The 18,877-nt window shown below is 45.7% G+C and carries 22 protein-coding genes and 2 pseudogenes; 15 read left to right on the forward strand and 9 right to left on the reverse strand.

The features are described from left to right. Nucleotides 1-116 precede the first annotated feature (116 nt). From ACJJI4_RS17030 to ACJJI4_RS17040, 3 genes are all read left to right on the forward strand, one after another. Complete coding sequence (locus ACJJI4_RS17030; protein ID WP_444925885.1) at nucleotides 117-296, forward strand: hypothetical protein; 180 nt, start codon at nucleotides 117-119, stop codon at nucleotides 294-296. A gap of 346 nt (nucleotides 297-642) precedes the next feature. Next, entirely contained in the window at nucleotides 643-1,194 is a 552-nt protein-coding gene (locus ACJJI4_RS17035; RefSeq protein ID WP_444925886.1) for a hypothetical protein, read from the forward strand. Between the two features lie 6 nt (nucleotides 1,195-1,200). Beyond that, the gene (locus ACJJI4_RS17040; protein ID WP_444925887.1) at nucleotides 1,201-1,629 is read left to right on the forward strand and encodes a hypothetical protein; all 429 of its coding nucleotides are present in this window, start codon (nucleotides 1,201-1,203) and stop codon (nucleotides 1,627-1,629) included. 217 nt (nucleotides 1,630-1,846) lie between these two features. On the opposite strand, the gene ACJJI4_RS17045 is transcribed toward ACJJI4_RS17040, so the two are convergent. Then, a complete protein-coding gene (locus ACJJI4_RS17045; RefSeq protein ID WP_444925888.1) occupies nucleotides 1,847-2,329 on the reverse strand; it encodes a type I restriction enzyme endonuclease domain-containing protein in 483 nt (160 codons plus the stop codon). Between the two features lie 2 nt (nucleotides 2,330-2,331). On the opposite strand from ACJJI4_RS17045, the gene ACJJI4_RS17050 reads away from it, so the two are divergent. Both ACJJI4_RS17050 and ACJJI4_RS17055 read left to right on the forward strand, forming a co-directional pair. Next, entirely contained in the window at nucleotides 2,332-2,538 is a 207-nt protein-coding gene (locus ACJJI4_RS17050) for a hypothetical protein (RefSeq protein WP_444925889.1), read from the forward strand. A 206-nt stretch (nucleotides 2,539-2,744) separates the two neighbouring features. Next, nucleotides 2,745-2,987 (forward strand): annotated as a pseudogene (locus tag ACJJI4_RS17055) (type I restriction endonuclease subunit R); the annotation flags it as partial. A 212-nt stretch (nucleotides 2,988-3,199) separates the two neighbouring features. On the opposite strand, the gene ACJJI4_RS17060 reads toward ACJJI4_RS17055, so the two are convergent. Genes ACJJI4_RS17060 through ACJJI4_RS17070 form a run of 3 tightly spaced genes read right to left on the reverse strand, consistent with a single transcriptional unit; the run spans nucleotide 3,200 to nucleotide 4,048 of the window. Further along, the gene (locus tag ACJJI4_RS17060) at nucleotides 3,200-3,358 is read right to left on the reverse strand and encodes a hypothetical protein (protein WP_444925890.1); all 159 of its coding nucleotides are present in this window, start codon (nucleotides 3,356-3,358) and stop codon (nucleotides 3,200-3,202) included. Continuing rightward, nucleotides 3,342-3,533 (reverse strand): hypothetical protein, encoded by a 192-nt coding sequence (locus tag ACJJI4_RS17065; protein ID WP_444925891.1) that lies wholly within the window; start codon nucleotides 3,531-3,533, stop codon nucleotides 3,342-3,344. Before ACJJI4_RS17065 ends, ACJJI4_RS17060 begins: the two co-directional genes overlap by 17 nt. Before the next feature lie 2 nt (nucleotides 3,534-3,535). Continuing rightward, nucleotides 3,536-4,048, reverse strand: a complete 513-nt coding sequence (locus tag ACJJI4_RS17070; RefSeq protein ID WP_444925892.1) for a hypothetical protein — start codon at nucleotides 4,046-4,048, stop codon at nucleotides 3,536-3,538. 327 nt (nucleotides 4,049-4,375) lie between these two features. Between ACJJI4_RS17070 and ACJJI4_RS17075 the strand changes: the two genes are divergently transcribed. Continuing rightward, a complete protein-coding gene (locus tag ACJJI4_RS17075; protein WP_444925893.1) occupies nucleotides 4,376-4,570 on the forward strand; it encodes a hypothetical protein in 195 nt (64 codons plus the stop codon). A gap of 97 nt (nucleotides 4,571-4,667) precedes the next feature. Here the strand turns inward: ACJJI4_RS17075 and ACJJI4_RS17080 are convergent, their stop codons facing one another. After that, nucleotides 4,668-5,711 (reverse strand): competence protein CoiA family protein, encoded by a 1,044-nt coding sequence (locus tag ACJJI4_RS17080; protein WP_444925894.1) that lies wholly within the window; start codon nucleotides 5,709-5,711, stop codon nucleotides 4,668-4,670. 1,025 nt (nucleotides 5,712-6,736) lie between these two features. On the opposite strand from ACJJI4_RS17080, the gene ACJJI4_RS17085 reads away from it, so the two are divergent. From ACJJI4_RS17085 to csrA, 6 genes and pseudogenes are all read left to right on the forward strand, one after another. After that, nucleotides 6,737-7,366 (forward strand): hypothetical protein, encoded by a 630-nt coding sequence (locus tag ACJJI4_RS17085; RefSeq protein ID WP_444925895.1) that lies wholly within the window; start codon nucleotides 6,737-6,739, stop codon nucleotides 7,364-7,366. Between the two features lie 2 nt (nucleotides 7,367-7,368). Further along, the gene (locus ACJJI4_RS17090) at nucleotides 7,369-8,433 is read left to right on the forward strand and encodes a helix-turn-helix domain-containing protein (RefSeq protein ID WP_444925896.1); all 1,065 of its coding nucleotides are present in this window, start codon (nucleotides 7,369-7,371) and stop codon (nucleotides 8,431-8,433) included. 69 nt (nucleotides 8,434-8,502) lie between these two features. Next, nucleotides 8,503-8,751, forward strand: a pseudogene (locus ACJJI4_RS17095) (restriction endonuclease); the annotation flags it as partial. 18 nt (nucleotides 8,752-8,769) lie between these two features. Then, complete coding sequence (locus ACJJI4_RS17100; protein ID WP_444925897.1) at nucleotides 8,770-9,063, forward strand: hypothetical protein; 294 nt, start codon at nucleotides 8,770-8,772, stop codon at nucleotides 9,061-9,063. 181 nt (nucleotides 9,064-9,244) lie between these two features. Continuing rightward, the gene (locus ACJJI4_RS17105) at nucleotides 9,245-9,565 is read left to right on the forward strand and encodes a hypothetical protein (protein WP_444925898.1); all 321 of its coding nucleotides are present in this window, start codon (nucleotides 9,245-9,247) and stop codon (nucleotides 9,563-9,565) included. A 587-nt stretch (nucleotides 9,566-10,152) separates the two neighbouring features. Further along, nucleotides 10,153-10,365 carry a carbon storage regulator CsrA gene (csrA, locus tag ACJJI4_RS17110; protein ID WP_444925899.1) on the forward strand — a complete coding sequence of 71 codons (213 nt, stop codon included), beginning with the start codon at nucleotides 10,153-10,155 and terminating at the stop codon, nucleotides 10,363-10,365. A gap of 167 nt (nucleotides 10,366-10,532) precedes the next feature. Here the strand turns inward: csrA and ACJJI4_RS17115 are convergent, their stop codons facing one another. From ACJJI4_RS17115 to ACJJI4_RS17125, 3 genes are read right to left on the reverse strand one after another with little or no spacing between them, the layout of a single operon-like run. Beyond that, the gene (locus tag ACJJI4_RS17115; protein WP_444925900.1) at nucleotides 10,533-10,976 is read right to left on the reverse strand and encodes a serine hydrolase domain-containing protein; all 444 of its coding nucleotides are present in this window, start codon (nucleotides 10,974-10,976) and stop codon (nucleotides 10,533-10,535) included. Between the two features lie 18 nt (nucleotides 10,977-10,994). Continuing rightward, entirely contained in the window at nucleotides 10,995-11,735 is a 741-nt protein-coding gene (locus tag ACJJI4_RS17120) for a serine hydrolase (protein ID WP_444925901.1), read from the reverse strand. 57 nt (nucleotides 11,736-11,792) lie between these two features. Next, nucleotides 11,793-12,638 (reverse strand): alpha/beta hydrolase, encoded by an 846-nt coding sequence (locus ACJJI4_RS17125; RefSeq protein ID WP_444925902.1) that lies wholly within the window; start codon nucleotides 12,636-12,638, stop codon nucleotides 11,793-11,795. Nucleotides 12,639-12,858: 220 nt separating this feature from the next. Here ACJJI4_RS17125 and ACJJI4_RS17130 point away from each other — a divergent pair, with 220 nt between their 5' ends. After that, the gene (locus tag ACJJI4_RS17130) at nucleotides 12,859-15,024 is read left to right on the forward strand and encodes a winged helix-turn-helix domain-containing protein (protein WP_444925903.1); all 2,166 of its coding nucleotides are present in this window, start codon (nucleotides 12,859-12,861) and stop codon (nucleotides 15,022-15,024) included. 116 nt (nucleotides 15,025-15,140) lie between these two features. Here the strand turns inward: ACJJI4_RS17130 and ACJJI4_RS17135 are convergent, their stop codons facing one another. Further along, nucleotides 15,141-16,031, reverse strand: a complete 891-nt coding sequence (locus ACJJI4_RS17135) for a LysR family transcriptional regulator (protein WP_444925904.1) — start codon at nucleotides 16,029-16,031, stop codon at nucleotides 15,141-15,143. Nucleotides 16,032-16,173: 142 nt separating this feature from the next. Between ACJJI4_RS17135 and ACJJI4_RS17140 the strand changes: the two genes are divergently transcribed. Next, the gene (locus ACJJI4_RS17140) at nucleotides 16,174-17,664 is read left to right on the forward strand and encodes an aldehyde dehydrogenase family protein (protein WP_444925905.1); all 1,491 of its coding nucleotides are present in this window, start codon (nucleotides 16,174-16,176) and stop codon (nucleotides 17,662-17,664) included. A 38-nt stretch (nucleotides 17,665-17,702) separates the two neighbouring features. After that, nucleotides 17,703-18,827 carry an alkene reductase gene (locus ACJJI4_RS17145; RefSeq protein WP_444925906.1) on the forward strand — a complete coding sequence of 375 codons (1,125 nt, stop codon included), beginning with the start codon at nucleotides 17,703-17,705 and terminating at the stop codon, nucleotides 18,825-18,827. Nucleotides 18,828-18,877: the final 50 nt, after the last annotated feature.

Raw genomic sequence — 18,877 nt, forward strand, 5'->3', positions numbered from 1 at the left:
TAAGGCCTACCTCAAGAAAAATCGCACCCACTATGAAGTACAGAGGTGCCAATATATCAGTACTACGCACAAACCTTCCCTGCAGGATTACTGTGTTTTGAAATTAAGGTAAATTTTTGAACGACCGGATAACAAAAGCGCTTAAGGATGCTGAAAAACGACTGGATGAGCTATTGCCTGATATAGAAAAGCGCCACAACGAAGCAACCCAGAACAGTCCAGATGAACCAGACAACCTGAAAGAAGATGTCGTAGATGATCTGGAAATCCCAAGAGCTATAAAGCACCCTCCCTAAATAGATAACAACAAACGAAAACAATTTTAGTCGTAATAGTCATTCAAGAATCGTAATGGGCCCCCATGGCCCAGCTGTAGGCCTGCATCATATGGACAAGAAGCAGCTTTTCCGAAGCGGATATCATCACAAAATGTATCCTCCCCTATTAAGTAAGCTGACTTGAACCAGCACAACCAGCTGATACCCTCTGCACCAAGCCAAATTTTCCTCTACTCAAGAGGTAGCCGACCAGAGAAATACAGATCAATCATAAATGACACATATTTCTACCAGTATATTAGTTCCTGATTGACCGATATCGTGGAATTTTGTACGCTCCGGCAAAATTCTCTCGGAGAGTCGGATGTCGGAATCTTTACAGGAGTTGCTTCCACTTGAAATATCCGCACCTTCTCCAAACAATAAAGACCAACAAATATCACTTAGAATTGATCGAGAATTAGTTCAAAACTATGCTGATATTGGCGCCAAGACTGAGCTTTATCAGCTTTTCTATAATGTTTGTGGCTTAATACCGCCGGTCAACAATATCGGCTACCATGAAGAACTGAACATTCAGGGTACACTTATCTTTCCCGATGCCTCAAAAGGGCTGGAAAGCAGTTCCGCGCTATTTCGGGGCTTAAGACGTCCATGCTTTGGTCAAGAGGGCGAGAAAGATGTCTTCATTTACATAGTGAACCCCACTTATGTTTATGAGTATGTTCCACATATGGTATGTATGGCAAAACGTGAACTTGCACCGGAAAATGCTGTCCTTGCAGTGTATGTTGTTTTTGATGATGATCAACTCATTAAAGGGAAGGTGGTACAGTTTGAGCTAGTTAGGGCAGATCAGAACAGGCCCCACCTACCTAAAGATTATATAAATCGATATGATAAACAAATCTGGTAATTCAAAATGGAAAGACTAAACGAATTTCTAGCTAATCATTTTGATACGCAAGCTTCTGATAACTTTGTTAAGAAAGCTTGTTATTACTCAAGCATGGATCATATTGAGTACTTGTCCAGAGACACAATTACAATCTCTGATCGAATAGATGAATTTTTAACTGTGATCTGGGATAGACGATACGAACATATTATTGGGTTCAAACTGAAAGGCTTTAAAGCAGCATTTGAGAAAGTAAAACTTTTAAAAAAATTTAAGGGTGATGAATTCAATCCCCTCATCCAAATATTAGAGCTTTTTATAACTGAGACCGCTGAAGACATACTATGTAATTTATCTGAAGCCAATGAACGCATGAATACTTATATAGACGTAAAAGAATTTATAATTAAAGAAAATATAAGCCTAGATGAAAGCTTTGCCAAAGCAGCATAATATAACAACACTCATCAACACAAAAAATGGCTCGTAGCGAGCCATTTTTATTAGATAACTTTTACCAGAAACCCCTTCTCAGCCCCGAAAACAAAGTCTTTTTTGGTCCCTAATCTCGCACAGAGAAACTTCGATTTTTTGATGTCATGTACATCGTAGTTGGTATAGCAGACCTGACCAAATCAAGGTACCGTTATTCGTTATTGCTAGAGTACTACTAATCCACCAACTCCACCTGATACTTCTTAAAGTTCTCCGCCTGTTCCAGAATCTCTTTAAACACATCATCATTGGCAATCGGTGGATAGCCGAACTCCGCTAACAGCAGAATCAGCTTCACTTGCAACTCAGCCTTAATATCATCCCGCTGATTCCAGGCGGGGAAGCTGGCGACGCTGTCGACTTCTTGTTTGGCTCGTTTAGCCAATTCGACCAGCTTGTCTTCCGGGTAAGAAAAGTCGTACTTTACCGAGAGGGATTTGAGGATATCGTAGAAGGCTTTTTCCTCGTAATTGATCCCCATATCCGCGAATGAGGTCATTTCCGTTTTTAGGTCTTGGTAGAGGTCGATAATCTCGTTGGAGAAGTCCTCCAATACGCTGATGAACCAAACAACCCGAAAGAAGGTATCGTAGATGATTTGGAAATTCCAATAGCTATAAAGCAACAACCCTAAATAGATAACAACAAACGAAAACAATTATGGAAACCCTAAACCTAAAACTCCCCTATTCCGACATAACCCTAATCCTCGACTCAATACGCCACTACCTAAATCACATTGAAACCCTTGATAAAAATTCAATTGATGAAGACAGCCTGGCTGATTTACTCGACGATGCAGAGAATCTAAAGGGTGTTGAAGCAAACTTGGCGGAAGTATTCAGTAAAAAATTTGGTCCTTACTAACGTCAAACCCAAAGATATTTGGATAGTTACAGATGCCCGCCACACTTATCCACCTGATACACACCTATTTCTGCTGCTAAACAACCATCCCCCAAACTAACTCCCCCACCACATCCCCCTAAAGCCCATCCTGTGATAGATTTAGTCGTAATAATCATTCAAAAATCGTAATGGGCCCCCATGGCCCACCTGTAGGCCTGCATCACATGGACAAGAAGCAGTTTTCCGAAGCGTATATCATCAGTAAATTTATCCTCCCCACCATCGAACAAGCCGGCTGGGACCGGCTCAACCAGCTGCGCCAAGAGGTAAAGCTGTGGGATGGCAAGGTGATAGTGCGCGGGCAAGTAGGTGCGCGTAAAACCGTTAAATCCGCCGATATCGTCCTCTACCTCAAACCCGGTATGCCGTTGGCCGTGATTGAGGCTAAAGCCAATCAGCGGTCTATTTGGCTATTTTGAGGGCACGGTCCGCATCTGGGCTCTCATCACGTATAGAACACTTACCACCACTAAGAAGCCCTACTTGGCCAAAATCACAATCAGCGGAAAGTAGTTCTTCACTCCGCTTCTTCGACCGCTCCTTTCTCCATTTCTCGTATCCTGGAGTCCCATTTTGGGGATGCATTTCACAGACCATACTGCGTTACACAAGCAGTCTGCTACTTGTTCCGAGTATTGTGCTTTACCTTAACCATATGCTGAAAGGCAACAATCCGCGCTCTCATTGCCACATCTTTAGGGTCCACCTCTTCCGGTAGCGGGACTATCTGCTTCTCAGCTGGGCTTAAGCGCCTGGGGTCCTTAGTCTTCTCCGTCATTATCATCCATCCTCATTCGACCATCTGAGTCAGCCTTGCCAGAAGCTAAGCCCTTCGGCTCTTCCTCGACAGGGGTATTACGGAAGCGTTCACGGTAGGCCCGCTTTGCAGCCTCCTCAACCGTCACCGGCTTTCTAATCTTCTTGTCTCGAATGTCAGTAACTTTTTTGCTCACGGTTAAATCCTCAAATAGAGATAGTCACCACGGCTCACATAGGTAAATCCATGTGAAGCATAATAGGACTTAACGGCCTCATTAATGGGGTGCATTATGCGTAGCTCCTTGGCCCCCAAGACATCCGCATAGGTTTGCATTGCCACAACCACTACGTCCAAAACAGGAATATCTTTGTCTTCAGGAGTAGCCTCGATGAAGTCAAGCCTCAAGCTTCCTCCACAGTATGTAGGCCGACCAAGGGATGAGCCATTGAGCTGCCCCCGATGCCAAATAGCGCACTCAAAACGCTTAGGATGCCTATAACTTAACTCTGGATAACTACCAGCCCAATCCCAATTAACACGCCTACCAGGGTGCCTATCCCAAGCCATGACAGCTTTTAGGGCCTCGCTATCAATAGTCTTCAATCGAAGTGCCGGAAAACTCTCTCGGAGCATACTTTCGGCGACATTCAAAACCTGAGCCCTAATGGCCCCATAACGCCTTTCAGCGTCTTGATGTGTTGCAAGCATCGAATCCTTTCCCCTGCTTAACGAAGCAAGGGGATATTACGATACACATGTTTATGCGGCAATGTGCTGGACTTGTAAGACCTACCTATATTTACCACACGGTAGTACCAATAAAAATATTTAGGAAAATAATCCACTTTCTTGATTCAACACTGCACATTCAGCACCTCATTTTCATATGGGCCCAGCTAGCGATGGAAGACATTGAGTGGATGAGTATTTACCATCAAAAGTAACAGCCCTATCTGTGAAGACAGAGTAGCAATACATTTTTGGTGAGCAACTACGGTGTATAGTTTTACTTTCTGATATCGAAAGGAAACCGATATGAATCAAGAGATAACAACTAAGTTCAATGGACATGAAATATCAGCGGAATATAGAGTTGATGATGACATATTGCATGTATACCTGCCTGATGGAGATGTTCGAACAACTGAACTACGCGGATTGAATCCTAAGTCTGCTGCAATGATGCACCTCAAAAGCTACGCAAATAGAAAGTACAAATCATCACGATAAGTTAAACTCTCTATTAGCTGGAATTATGACTCCGTAAGTTTAAAGTGCAGTAGGCGGGTCCAATCGATGAAGGCTACAGCGCCGCCAGATATGGGCCTTAGCCTGAGAATACCTGAGGCCCACTCTTATCTAAAGCTTCGCATCTCGGGCAAGAATTTCCAGCATAATGATTTCTACAGCGCGCACAAAATATCCGTGTATTCTCATCAGGAAGGCATAAAGGACATTCCTTTGTGACAAACTGTAGTCTGCAAGATAGGCAACACTTTTTGATATTCAATTCTTTATCTTCTGGGTTTAGCCTGAATCTACTGCCCCTTTCTTTAGCTCCTATTCTCATTGTCTCATGGATATTCTTAGAGGTAGGGCCCATTGAATAACCACTTTTCTGACGCTTAAAAATTTCATTATTAGCATTCATGGATTCATTTACCCCACCCCCTGAATCAGAGAGTTCATTCTCGATTTTTGCCTTGAGCGTTGCGGTATAGTTCTCAAGTTTTTTCTCTTCATTGGCATGATAGAGCCATTTTTTTGCTATATGCTCCTCTATTATCCATCCCCTCAGAGCAGCCTTATAAGTGGTTGCCCTTGCGCCTTTACGCTCGATTAGAGATGCATATTGCGACACATCCAACTCAAGGTGGCCCGCTACTTTCTCGGGGTAGTCTTCCAAGGTTATCCCAGCACGCTCTCTATAAATAACATCGATGAGTAGTTCATGGTTTTGTATGGCTGCCACAAGCGTATAAGGAATAGAAAACTCTTTGTACTCACTGACAACAGGATTCGAAGCCTTAGTTATCGGAATCGATTCTTCGAATGACTTCCCATCTCTAACTAGTTCCACAATTCCAATGTAGTCAGGAAGGGATAAGGGCTCATTCTTTAAACTAAGTAACATTTGCCTAAGCATTTGAGCACAAACCGACTCAAAAGATAGGTCACACTCTTTTTCAGCTACTACCTCGGCACGACTGTCGTGAGCAAAGTGCCATTCCACCTTCTCACCACGCCTAGCGACAACGCTCTGCCCACAAGAGGGACAGACACAATTACAGCTACGCCCACGCGGCACATCTTCAACACCACAAAGTTCGCCACTTTCCCTATTTATCGCAAATGGTATTAGTGTACTCATAACCCTATGACTCATAATCCCTTATCTGTCACCAATTATTACAAATAAGCTCATCTTGAAACTACAGCTGGGAAACTAGAATCTTGTCTCTTTTTATGGACTAAAAAAACTAGGCACCATCAAGGGGAAGGTTTTTCCACAATCAGTTGCCTCGCCTTATCTGAGGGCTGTCTCACTACCAGAAAGTTTATGCGGGGTCAGACCGGGACAGAACATCGGCACAAAGAGGAGCAACGCTCTCCTGTTTACATCAGCGAAGGTTTTGCTCGGGGCTCCGGGAAGCCTGCCGGTGCATTCCACATTGGGCCAACTAGGGGCAGAGAAGAGCTAGGTAACTAAAGCGGCAAACTGGGGATTACTTTGTTCCAACGGTGGGGTAATTTGTGGGGTTCCCCGGCTTACCAAATCAAAAACCAAGTAAATACGGGGCCTACAGCCAATTATTCAACTCCCGCCATCTACACCAAATTGCTGTACCAGGCAGCCCACGAAAGCCTCGCAAACCTTGTGTTTCCGAGGCTATTGTTTATCTGGACCATCCCAATTAATCTAAGCTAACCCGTCCAAATCAGCCAAGAAACCGCAGCCATACCAGCCTATTACGAGTGCAGGGGATGAATACGGTTCCTGAACTAGCGGCGGCACCTGGAGCCAGGCAGTCACTATGACAGAGGATGCCCCCTGTCAGTAAAAGTAAGCGCCCGACAACTGCCAGGCAGCCCGCGCCGCCAATGGGGCAGCGCGGGTCCTTCTCTGGAATTTACTTTCACTGGCCCGCAGAACGCTCCGCTGTGCAGTTGTGGAGCAATTTCAATGACCAAGCTAGCCTCTTGGGGTGGCTGGCTATTGCGCGCATCGGTGCCACTCAGATAACGTACCCGGCGTTACCAACAGCACTGTTCAGTAAGAAAGTACAGGCTGAATGGATATACAGGACTAAGCCCCCCCCCTCTAGCGAGCAACACTTGACGAGGTTAATTTTTGACACCACAATTGAGGCTTAAAAAATTAACCTAGGCTTCGCTATGCACTCGTCACGAATCTATCGAGAACCTCATGAGGTTCCGGGAGAGCTTTCCCAGTTTAATGTCTCTATCTCAGAACTTCAGAAGGTCGCGCTGGAGGCGATTTCGGCCCGCAATGAGGCCACTTCACTGCATCCCCAGAACGCACCCGGAATGTACTCTTATATGGCTGGAGTGGCCGCATTAAGAGCGCTTTTTATCCAGAAACAGGGCTGGGAAATGGCCCGGCCAAACGGCGTTGAAGCGGTTAAGAACGAGCAGCAGGGAAAGCTGATCCTGTTTCAGAATGTGGATGTTGCTTGCGGCCGGCACGACCCGAACCCTTTAAGTAGCAAGGGAAAAGGGGTGGCAGCTCTGGTGGACAATCCCTCTGGCTATCTCTGGGACTACATGGCGGATGACGCCCAGCAAAACGAGAACCTGCACACATGGTTCTTTTGTGTGTCCTGTAAAGAAGAGGAAGTGAGAGCAGAGTTATCGCGTCCGAGAGCCGTTAAAAATGGAAATTTTGGCACCTTTGCGGAACGCATCTTCATCATCCAGGATGAGGATTGGAACCCGGTAAGGAATCACCGTGACGCAGATAATCAGGTCGAAGAATTCGATATTACGATTACAAAGAAGAGGTAGTCATGTTCAATCCTTCAAGGTTGACTATTGCCAGAAAGCGCAGGCGGCTTACTGGCAGGGAGTTAGCTGGCTTTGCGGGTATCACGCCTGAACATTTATCGCGGATCGAAAAGGGCAAGGTCGACAATCTCGAGAATGCGACGATCACAGCGCTCGCCAAAGCCTTGAATTATCCGGTCGCCTTTTTTGTGGGCGACGATATAGACCTACCCACAAAGGATACGACGGCCTTCCGCAGTCTGTCAGCTATGTCAGCCAAGGAGCGAGAGGCAGCCCTATCCGCCGGCTCCCTGGCGCATTTGCTTTCGGACTGGGCCTCTGAGCGCTTCAATCTGCCAGAATTGGACTTGATCGATACGCAGCATGGTATGAGTCCCGAGGCCGCCGCGAAAGCTCTGCGTTCCTATTGGGGCCTCGGAGAGCGGCCAGTATCCAATGTAGTAAAGTTACTGGAGTCCAAAGGGATCAGAGTCTTTTCACTGGCTGAAGACACCAAGAATGTTGACGCCTTCTCCTGCTGGCGAAACGGTGTCCCCTACATTTTCCTGAATACGTTTAAGACCTCAGAGCGCAGTCGGTTTGACGCTCTGCATGAACTGGGACACCTGGTTCTGCACCGCCACGGTAAGCCGCAGGGGCGCCAGGCGGAAAGCGAGGCGGACAGTTTCGCTTCCCATTTTCTGATGCCTTCTATGGATCTAGTTGCGAACATTCCGTTTGTCACTTCACTTAAGCAACTGGTTCAGGCCAAGAAGCGCTGGGGGGTTTCCGTCGCTGCTCTGGCTTACCGGCTACATAAGGCCGGCAAACTAAGCGACTGGCAGTATCGGAACTTTTGTGTGCTCATCAACAAGCAGTTTGGCAAATCCGAACCCGATGGGCTGCCCAGAGAGCGTTCCATCGTCTGGGAAAAGATATTCCAGGAACTCTGGAAGGAGCGAATCACCAGAGAGCAGGTTGCCGATGAGTTGTCCCTCCCTCTTGAGGAGGTGGACGGACTGGTATTCAACTTCGCAAAGACTAGCCCATCAACCGGCACAGGTACCCCACAACTCAGATTGGCCTAATCAGGCCCGTTTCTGACCTGGCGCGGAGGCTGCCAGAAAGGTCGTTAGCGCCTTCTCCGCCGCTACAGGCTCACAGCAGTGGGCGCCCCCGCCATACGCGGCTTTATCGGCGCCCTGCGGGAAGGCAATTCCGGTCTTTTTGTCAGCACTGGCGGCTTCACCCGCGAAGCCCGCTACGAAGCCGACCGCTCTACCTTTCCCCTCACCCTGGTAGACCTGGATGACTTGGCAGATCTTATCGTCAGCCACTATGAGAGCTTCGATTTGGAAGGCCGTGCACTAATGCCTCTGGTGCGTATTTACTGGCCGGTGGATTAAGACGGGCGGGCTAGTACCGTGATCGAATATCGCTATCAAGAAGAGAAAACCATTGCCCTGTTTTTTGCTGAAATACTGCAAGATACAGTGGCAATGGACATTTTAGAGCGTGGATATGTAACCTCTTCAGAAGAAGCGACTCATCTCAGCAAGTTCTTCTGGGCCATGGTTGATAAATCCGCTCAAGAGCCAGAATTACCTTGCGAGGTCAGCTCTGAATACTGGCTAGAAAAGCTGTACAACAGCTTTGGCGGATACCTTTTCGAAAAGGGTTATGAGCAGCAGTGGGATAATGAAATTGATAATGCCTAAACTTCAACATTAGAACCATATAATAATGAAAAGCTGCTTTTAAAACTTTTATGGTCTCTGAAAATACTAGCATCACCCTACCTAAGCCTTCTGACATAATGCCTGGCGAAAATTCTCAACTTCCTCTACACCTCGAAAACTTTTTAAAAAGTAGAATATATATTGAGGCTTACACATAGTGATGAAATTTAACGAACATGAACTTGCCATCAAAGATATAGCAATTCACTACTCCCACAAGCTAAAAAACCAACTGGCCGAAGACATTCTACTTGGCAAGAGAGATATCACTTCAGCTGAAGAAACTAAACTACTGACTCAGTTTTTCTGGAAAATGGCAGATCAGGCAGCTAAAGATTATCAAAACGATGGACAACCAGATATTGATGTCGACCTTGAGAATTGCATGGAAAAGCTAATGAATATTTTCATCGGCTATACCAAAAGAGTAGGCTTTAACCAACAATGGGTTGAAGAATCCAATAGGATTAACGGCGCATAGAATTCATTGTGCCCATTAAAAATGGCTACTATTTTGGTTTCTATTTTTTAATGAGCAATTGCCATTCGGCAAAGTGAACCCGCAAAAATATAGGCGCCCAAATAATCTTATTGGATTTTATTAAGTTTTCTTCAGCGTCAAAGCTGCGTAGAATCGATAGATATTTAGCAATATTTTGGGCCGTGATCAAATCGGCTTCGACAAGCCAGCAGCCCAAGATAAAACAAGAACATCAAGAGTTGTATAAAAGACCCATTCTCAAAGGAGAACGGTAGCGTGACGTAAGAGTAAGTAAAAGGCGCTGACCCAAGGTGCGGCAACACCCGGGGCCAGCTAACCAAATTGATAGCATAATTATCAAAGTGGCTCCATGAATGGTACGCTAGAAACCCACTCGTCTTCAATAAAAGGTTGCAAATTCAGTAGCCTGAGGCGATTCCCTAAGCATTGGGAGTCTAGCGCCCGCCTTTTCTTTTTTTACGCCTACCGTTCTCGCGCCCCTCCTAATGCCTGCAACCGATATTACTTTCCTGGCCTTCCCCTTGCGGGAGGTTTGCCAATGCTTTGCGTCTCATTAGGAAACCAATATGTTGATTTTAAACCGCCGTACTGGCGAGAACCTCAGGATTGGGGAAAACGTCTCAATCACAATATTAGAAGTTAAAGGTAATCAGGTGCGCGTAGGTATAATCGCTCCCAAGACCTTACCGGTTCACCGTGAAGAGATTTATAGAAGAATCAAAAGACAGCAGGGGCAAGACAACGGGGGGATAAAAAAACAGATTCTCCCAGTAGAATGAACCCTAACAATCCTGCTTAGGCCCTACTGCTCCAAGGACGATAACAACCGCAACCCTTGTATAATCGAACAATCTGTCCAGCATTTAGGGTTTCCCTATTCCAAAGGTCCTAAATGCTGAACAGAAAACTTTAACAACGCCTAGGCAATGTTAATTAATGTAACAATTTAGCCGGCTGTACCACTTAATGCAGAAGATACAAAAACCGGCAAAATACGTTGTTCAATCAAGCCCAGGGTTTTGTCATCATCGCCGCGGCCGGTGATCGCAATCACCAAATCAAGTTCTTCAATAGAGATAACATACTGGCCACCACCGCTCCAGCCAAATTTCGCTAGGTATTTCTTGTCGCCAACCTTCAGAGGGGTTCGCCAGAAGAAATAACCGTAGGAGAAATTGGTGTAGTCAAACTCATCATCTGTGGGAACAGCTACCTTACCAGTGGCCTTGGCAATATACGCTTCCGGAATTAATTGCTGACCATTCCATTTGCCTTTATTGAGCACTAAAGTGCCCCACTTAACCATACTGCGCGATGTCATCATGGCTCTTGATCCTGCCTGGGGCACGCCGCTTACAGCCTCCTTCCAGTGATAGATATCGATCCCCATCTTTTCCAGCAGCTCTTCTTAAATAAAGTCGCTGGCGGAACCGGGAACCACGGCATCCAGAACCAGCATTGCAATCATTGGGTCTGAGCCTTGGTATAAATAGGTTTGCGATTCTGAGGTTATCGGTTTGCTATGGCTTAAATAGATTTGAGCCAGCTTTTTCCCTGTTAACTGCTCTTTGTTTTCCAGTATGGCACTCAGTTTTTCCTCTTTAATACGAATTCCTGACTGCATGCTCATGGCATGATTCAATGTGACAAGGTCTGCGCCTTTAACAAGTTGCTTCTTATCCAACCCCTTTAGGAAGGAAATGACAGGCTTGTCCAAGTCTGCCATGGTCAAATAACCTAACTGTATCGCCCGCCCAATTGCCAGGGCTGTATAGGCCTTGGTGGCAGATGCTTGTGGGTGAGGCAAGTTGACACGGCCAAGGGAATAGTAGGATTCAAAAACCAGTTTGTTGTTTTGAGCAATTAGCAGGCTATCGTAGGGTGTGTGTTGGTTATCCGCTATTTCCTGAGCCAGCTGTTGCAAGCTCTCTTTGATTTTATCTATCTCCCCAACAGGAATACCGTCTTTTCTATCCGTTGGAGCTGTATCAATAAATGCTTTTTTTAGCTTTGGAGTGGATCTCTCCAGGCTTGGGAGGTCACTACGATAGTCGGCCATATTTATTTCTGGTGCCTGTAAGGCTCCCGCGCCTACAGTCGCGCTTATGCCGTACAATAGGCCGATTGTGATTAGCTTCTTAAAAATCATCTTATATCCTCAATTTAACTTTGAAGTTTTTATTAATATGTCTCGATATACCATTGATTAGTGTTTCAGCTTATCGGCAAGCCAATAAATACTGCGCACTGAAGTCTTCGGGAAAGCTGTAGTGTGATTCGCGGATTCGATAACCGCAGGCTCCAGAGTTAAGTTAGCTAATTCTTGCTCCTTTAACTCACTAACGAACCTTTCTACCGTAGCGCCCAGCTCCTTCTCTAATTCTCCGTAAGCAATAAATACGTTTGTTTGCTTGGGTAGTTCCATCAATGGTTTGTTAGGCTCTGATTCAAGCCGAGAATCCATATAAGTGCCTATCAATCTTGATGGACTACCGATAATGTAGTTTTGAAAAGTATCCGGTTGGCTCATTAAGGCATAAACACCAAAGAGCCCCCCGAATGAGTAACCGAAATAAGTACGGTTATCTGGATTCGCGCGGTAATTGCTTTCGATATACTTAATAACGTCATTTCTTATAAAGGCGAGATGCTGATGGGCTTCTCCTTTATAGTTTTTTTTATCTTTATTATCTGAGGGTAGGGCTGGCTTAAAGTCCCGATATCGGCTCGACCATTCTTTTTCAGCACCGGCCATATCCTTCTGCCAACTAATACCCACCAAAATGGCATCTTCCAGTGCGTATTCAGTAGTGGCAGATAGCATTTCAACCGCCCATAAAGCGTCTGTATAGTAAATAACCGGATGCTTTTTAGTATCACTCTCCTTATATTTCTCAGGCAGCTTAATAAACAGCTCGTATTCTCTGTTATTGCTGGAATCCTGAATGGGTATTACTTGGATTGTGGATAACTCCAGGGCCTTATGCTCACCTGCTTCAAGGGCAGCGATAGGTAGCAACAGGAGAAAGGCGACTAGTAAACGCTTTTTCATATCAGTATTTATACCGTTACATGTGATCGGAGAAGCGCTCAATCTAAACAAGGAGCCAGTGAAACACCTGAAGTGCTCCTGATTTTTCGATGACTTTCTACTGCTGGCATAAAATGCTTATTTATCAATAGGTTACAAGGCGCGCTTTAGCTGTAATCAGGGTTTATGCTAGTATCGATGGCAAAAATGTAGCTCAAATTTTGCTCAGGTAGATACATCAATGGCTTCACAATATTGGGTGGGTGACTTCTTTATTGATTTATCCAGAAACCAGATCACCCGACATGAGCAATCGCAAACTATCCCCCCAAAAGCTCTTGCCGTCTTAACCCACTTGGCAAAGCATCAGCGAAAGGTGGTGAGCCAGGATGAGCTACTGTCTGAAGTCTGGCCAGATACAATAGTCACACCAAATACGCTGCAAAGAAGTATTGCGCAACTTAGAAAAGCCTTTGGGGAGAATCGCAAGCAGCAGTCTTATATTAGAACCCATGCCAAACAAGGTTATAGCCTGGAATGTGATATTGTTTGGCAAGATGGTGATTCTATTCCACAAGATAAAACAGCACCGGAAGAGGAAGCTCCCTCCCCTACTCCCCCTGAGCATGAAATAGATATAACACCGGTTAATCCAAGCCACCAAACCCAGGCTATCAAACCAAAGCGATTTCCAATTTTTGCACTTGTCGGGTTGGTATTATTAGTATTTGTTATATTTAAACACTCTCCGCCCGAGCAAAGCTCTCAGCTTGTATTTGATCGATTACAGGCGGTAACTGCAACTGACCATAAAGAGTTTAGCCCCTCTTATTCGCCTGACGGTGAATATATTATATTTAATCGTTACTTAGATAAGCTCTGCATTAATAAAATCTGGGCCAGGAATATACATACCCAGCAGGAAACGGAATTAACTCCCGAATGGGGTACTTATGGACGCCATACACTATCACCAGATGGCAAGAAACTGGTATTTATTTCTGAAGAAGACTGCACCATACCGCTAACGCAGAATACTTGTTACAACCTAGTAAGTCTGGATTTTCAAAAAGCATTAGTCAGCCCACAACAACCAAATGTATTAATGCGCTGTAAGAACTCGGCCATTAAGAACCCCGTATGGTTAAATAACAATAATCTCGCTATTTTGCATAAAGAGACTAACCGTTGGCGGTTGATCAACTATTCAGTCAGGGATAATACCAGTCGAGTCCTTTATGATCTGGAGAATGGAAACCTGGCCTACTTTGATTACTCAATCACTGATGGGTTAATAGCTGTAACCAGCCATCACCAAGATGGCCAGCTTTATATCGATATGCTGGATTCCAAAGGAGCGCTTTTATCCAGCCACCCGGTAGACTATCCAGATGAAATCCCCCAGCGCAGGACCATATCCCCTAACTTTTCACCGCTTACAGATGAGTTAATCTTTAGCACAGGGCGGCAACTCTTCTCTCTCACTTACGATGGAAAGGTCAGTAAGCTTGATTTACCCCTGGATCAGTCTGCCAGCTCGCCGGAATTCCACCCAAATGGGCAGAGGGCACTCCTCATTAAAGGGCGTTACGATAGTGATATTGCATCAATACCGCTTAACCAATCTGATTCAATCGATACACCTTCGGAGGAAGATGTCAGCGAACTCTACCCAAGCACAACACGGTCGATTTTGGGAGAAGATGATGGCATTTTCCAACCCAATGGCAACTTGATTGCGTTTACATCCAGGCGCTCCGGTGAAGACCAGGTGTGGATAACTGATGGCAGCGATTTACGGCAAGTCAGCCAGTTTCCAATGGATACCAATATCTACGGCATTAACTGGTCTGCCGACGGCCAAAGCATACTGGCGAGTGCCAATCAGATACTGACTAAAATCTCCCTGAACGGTAGCAGAGAAGCCTTCTCACTAGCGCATCCAGTTGACCGACTATTTCAGTGGGATAGTGTGAGTAACCTCGCACTGTTAACTCTAACGGTGAAAGGTGTTACAAAGTTTGCAGAAGTAAACCTTGATAATCTCGAAGTAAGTATTATCAACGATACCCAAGTTAACTGGGCCCAAAGAAGCGAGGATGGCCGGCTGATCTATATGGATCATATGAACCGCTTCTGGCAGCCCGGTCCTGCGGAAGATCAACTAATCGAAGAGCTGGTTCATCAGGGCAGTGAGAAAAGGTTTGTACTCAAAGAGAATGTGATTTACTCAATCAATCGAGATGATCAGCTATGGTCATTCGATCTCAGCACTGGTGACTTTTCCATTTTGAGAGCAGTACATAGAGATATCGATTACTTGACTGATATTAATCAGGAAAACCTAATGATTACCTATGTTGTTGCCGCTAAAAAGGAAGTGGCTGAGTTATTCTTACGGGAATAGAAATATAGCCTATTTTAGTTTTCAAAAATAAGATGGTTAGCTATAAACCATCTTATTTCCCAACCGCGATTTAATTCAAGATATTACTCTTATTTTCTATCAACTAAATTGCATGGTTACTTAAAAAGTTTCATAAGCTGTTCAACCATCCACATATGAAGCCGGCTATGGTTAGATCGACTATGCCATGCTGCTATAACTTCAAATTTTGGTGTTTGCGTGTCCAACTTAAGAGGAATAACTTTTTTGTTGGGTAGTAGTCTTGAGGGGTAGAACGCAATAGTATCTGTCGCAGCAATAATATCTGGGGCGGCAGAAAAGCTGGGTATCGACATAACAATATTGCGTTTTAGCCCCTGCATCGCAAACCATTCATCGTGTGATCCTTTGAGGTTTGCCCGTGATGGTGAAATGATCAGTTGCGGAAGCTCGGCTACATCTGCCAATGTTAATGACTTACCCTTCAGTGGAGACTTTTTTCCCGCTATACAGACATGCTGCTCCTCAAATAATTGTTTGTAGGGCAGGTCATCCGGGATGAAATCGGGGAAGGTGAGCGCTAAGTCGATCTCACCAGCCACCATTAACTGATTGAGATTATCTGTTTCAAAGTCCCTGACGATAACTTTAAGTTCCGGGGCAGATTTACGGACAACCTCTAATAGCTGGGGCAGTACCGATTGAATCGCGTAATCCGTGGCACTAATACTAAAAATCCCTCTATAAGTTGCCGGATCAAACGCTATTGGGGTTAGCAGTGACTCTACATCCTTCAAAATGCTGCTGACCCTGCCTCCCAGCTGCTCAGCAACAGGCGTAGGGACCATACCGTTGCCTTGCCGGATAAACAGCCGGTCATCAAACACTTCTCTCAGCTTACGCAACTGTTCGCTTATCGCTTGCTGGGTTAACCCCACCTTTTCGGCTACCCGGGATAGATTTCTCTCTTGAAGCAGTGCTTCCAGTATACGTAGCTGTTTTAGGTCCAGGCGGCTTATACCATTCATATTTGTAACCAAGACAAAGAGTAGTTGTTTCAAATTGTATCCTTGCCTACCTATCATTCCCACCATCCTAAGTCAGAGCTAAATCTGGCTGGGGCCGGACAGCTGCCTCCGCCAGTACGCTTCTTATTGTTTGGAGATGGATATGAAACAAGCTACTAAGGCCTTTGCTCCACAAGAGTCTTATCAACTGTTTATCGGTGGTAAGTGGATTGACAGTGCCTCGGGCCGTTCGATGGATAGCCTCAACCCCGCTACAGGCGATCTATTGACCCGCATCCCACTGGCCGATTCTCAGGATATTGATGCAGCAGTAAACGCAGCAGAAAAAGCCTTTCTCAGCTGGAAACAGACATCTGCTGTTGAGAGGCAAGATGCCCTGCTCAAAATTGCCGATATGCTCGAGGAAAAAAAGGAGTTCTTCGCTTACTTGGAGGCGTTAGAAACCGGCAAGCCAATCCGCGAAACCTCCAATATTGATATCCCTTTAGCAATTGATCATTTTCGTTATTTCGCGGGTGTAATCCGCTCCCATAGCGATGAAGCGGTAATGATCGATGATCAAACCATGAGTTTGGTTTTTAGCGAGCCAATGGGCGTAGTTGGCCAGGTAATTCCATGGAACTACCCTCTTTTGATGGCTGCCTGGAAGATTGCACCAGCACTTGCAACCGGAAACACAGTGGTTATTAAGCCATCTGAAATGACCTCATCCAGTTTGTTGGAGCTGACTAAGACTTTCAAAGCGATATTGCCCGATGGTGTAGTGAATGTAGTTACCGGCATAGGTCCAGAGGCAGGCCAGGCTTTACTCGATCACCCTAAAATCGCAAAGCTGGCTTTCACGGGATCAACCGGTATCGGCTATAACGTGGCCAAGGCTGCCGCTGATAAATTAGTACCGGCGACATTGGAACTGGGTGGCAAATCAGCGAATATCGTTTTCCCTGATGCGAACTGGAAAAAAGCACTTGAGGGCGGAGCCCTTTCTATTCTGCTTAACCAGGGACAAGTCTGTGAATCTGGTGCCCGCCTTTTTGTCCACGAAACTATCTTCGACCGTTTTACCACTGAATTAAAAGCCAAATTTGAATCTGTAAATGTCGGCGATCCCATGGACCCCAACACGCAGATGGGTAGTCAGATCAGTGAAGCTCAAATGAACCGCATTCTTGGTTACATCGATATCGCCAAAGAAGAAGGTGCAAAAATCCTGACTGGTGGTAAGCGATTGCAAAAACCGGGATTGGAACAGGGTTTTTATATTGAGCCGACAATCATTACCCATGCCGACAACGCAATGAAAGTGGCTCAGGAGGAAATCTTTGGCCCTGTTGTGGTGGTGATTCCTTTCTCCTCTGAGGAGGAAGTTATAGCGATGGCTAACCAATCCGATTACGGCCTGGCAGGTGCTGTTTGGACCCAGGATATCAACCGTGCACTGCGTGTTGCACGAGCTGTGGAAACCGGCCGCATGTGGGTAAATACCTATCACGATCTTCCAGCCCATGCACCGTTTGGCGGTTACAAGAAATCAGGTATCGGACGTGAAACTCACAAATCGATGATTGATGCCTACACCCAAAAGAAAAATATCCTAATCAGCCTTAATGAAGAACCACTGGGTCTTTTTTGAGTCGCTCAGTTTGGTTAGCTTTTAGCAGGAAAGTAAGTATGAAAAACGAAGCTCTATTTAGTGAAGTCAATCTGGGCCCTTACACCCTGAAAAACCGTATTGTTCTGCCACCCCTGACCCGATCACGCAGTAGTCAGCCTGGTAATATTGCCAATGACTTGATGGCTAACTATTACTCACAGCGTGCTGGTGCTGGGTTTATGGTTACAGAAGGCACACAAATCGAACCAAGAGGCCAAGGCTACGCTTGGACACCTGGAATCTATTCAAAGGAACAGATCGAAGGCTGGAAAAAAGTGACCAAAGCCGTACACGATCAAGGCGGTATCATCTTTGCCCAGCTCTGGCATGTTGGGCGTGTATCCCACACTTCACTACAGCCTGGTAATGCAGCACCCATCGCGCCATCTGCTATCCGCGCAGACGCTGTTAAGGTATTTATCGAGACAGGTCCAGGACAAGGTGCCCTGGCTGAACCCAGTGAGCCTCGTGCGCTGACAACAGAGGAGGTTAAAGAACTGGTTCAACTCTATGCCCAAGCCGCGCGCAATGCGATGGAAGCCGGTTTTGATGGTGTTGAGCTACACTGTGCCAACGGTTACCTTGTGAACCAGTTTATTTCAGAACATACCAATCATCGCGATGATGAGTATGGTGGTAGTTTAGAAAATCGTCTGCGTTTCCTTAAAGAAATTGTTGCAGCGGTATCAAAAGAAGTTGGCAGCGAACGACTCGGTGTTCGGTTTGCACCGCTTTTCGAAAGTACCGATGAGGACAGAGTCTACCTTGGGCTGGTAGAGAGTGATCCCCACAAGACCTATATCGAAGCTATTAAGCTGCTAAATGAAGCCAGAATTGCCTATCTGTCACTGGCCGAGGCGGATTGGGATAATGCACCGGATTTGCCTGAGAATTTCTATCGAGAAGTACGTGAAATCTTTGGCGGGCGCATCATGTATGCAGGAAAGTATTCCCCCGAAAAAGCCTTGCGGGTGCTTGACGCAGGTAATGGAGATATCTTTGGCTTCGGCCGACCTTTTATTGCCAACCCGGATCTTCCCACACGTATTCGCAATGAATGGCCACTCAATCAGGTTGATCCAGACACTATGTATGGCGGCACCGAAGTGGGATATACGGACTACCCTCTCTACCAGCCGTGATCTGGCGTAGGTTGGGCTCGTTCATCATGAATTGCTAGCTGTAAGTTGTA

The sequence above is a fragment of the Microbulbifer maximicatervae (SeqCode) genome (assembly GCF_052467305.1).

Coding starts and splice junctions, on each gene's coding strand:
- ACJJI4_RS17120 (WP_444925901.1), bottom strand. CDS start 11,735: ATGATTTTTAAGAAGCTAATCACAATCGGCCTATTGTACGGCATAAGC.
- ACJJI4_RS17125 (WP_444925902.1), bottom strand. CDS start 12,638: ATGAAAAAGCGTTTACTAGTCGCCTTTCTCCTGTTGCTACCTATCGCT.
- csrA (WP_444925899.1), top strand. CDS start 10,153: ATGTTGATTTTAAACCGCCGTACTGGCGAGAACCTCAGGATTGGGGAA.
- ACJJI4_RS17145 (WP_444925906.1), top strand. CDS start 17,703: ATGAAAAACGAAGCTCTATTTAGTGAAGTCAATCTGGGCCCTTACACC.
- ACJJI4_RS17040 (WP_444925887.1), top strand. CDS start 1,201: ATGGAAAGACTAAACGAATTTCTAGCTAATCATTTTGATACGCAAGCT.
- ACJJI4_RS17075 (WP_444925893.1), top strand. CDS start 4,376: ATGAATCAAGAGATAACAACTAAGTTCAATGGACATGAAATATCAGCG.
- ACJJI4_RS17035 (WP_444925886.1), top strand. CDS start 643: ATGTCGGAATCTTTACAGGAGTTGCTTCCACTTGAAATATCCGCACCT.
- ACJJI4_RS17060 (WP_444925890.1), bottom strand. CDS start 3,358: ATGACGGAGAAGACTAAGGACCCCAGGCGCTTAAGCCCAGCTGAGAAG.
- ACJJI4_RS17050 (WP_444925889.1), top strand. CDS start 2,332: ATGGAAACCCTAAACCTAAAACTCCCCTATTCCGACATAACCCTAATC.
- ACJJI4_RS17085 (WP_444925895.1), top strand. CDS start 6,737: ATGCACTCGTCACGAATCTATCGAGAACCTCATGAGGTTCCGGGAGAG.
- ACJJI4_RS17070 (WP_444925892.1), bottom strand. CDS start 4,048: ATGCTTGCAACACATCAAGACGCTGAAAGGCGTTATGGGGCCATTAGG.
- ACJJI4_RS17130 (WP_444925903.1), top strand. CDS start 12,859: ATGGCTTCACAATATTGGGTGGGTGACTTCTTTATTGATTTATCCAGA.
- ACJJI4_RS17115 (WP_444925900.1), bottom strand. CDS start 10,976: ATGGGGATCGATATCTATCACTGGAAGGAGGCTGTAAGCGGCGTGCCC.
- ACJJI4_RS17080 (WP_444925894.1), bottom strand. CDS start 5,711: ATGAGTACACTAATACCATTTGCGATAAATAGGGAAAGTGGCGAACTT.
- ACJJI4_RS17135 (WP_444925904.1), bottom strand. CDS start 16,031: ATGAATGGTATAAGCCGCCTGGACCTAAAACAGCTACGTATACTGGAA.
- ACJJI4_RS17140 (WP_444925905.1), top strand. CDS start 16,174: ATGAAACAAGCTACTAAGGCCTTTGCTCCACAAGAGTCTTATCAACTG.
- ACJJI4_RS17090 (WP_444925896.1), top strand. CDS start 7,369: ATGTTCAATCCTTCAAGGTTGACTATTGCCAGAAAGCGCAGGCGGCTT.
- ACJJI4_RS17105 (WP_444925898.1), top strand. CDS start 9,245: ATGAAATTTAACGAACATGAACTTGCCATCAAAGATATAGCAATTCAC.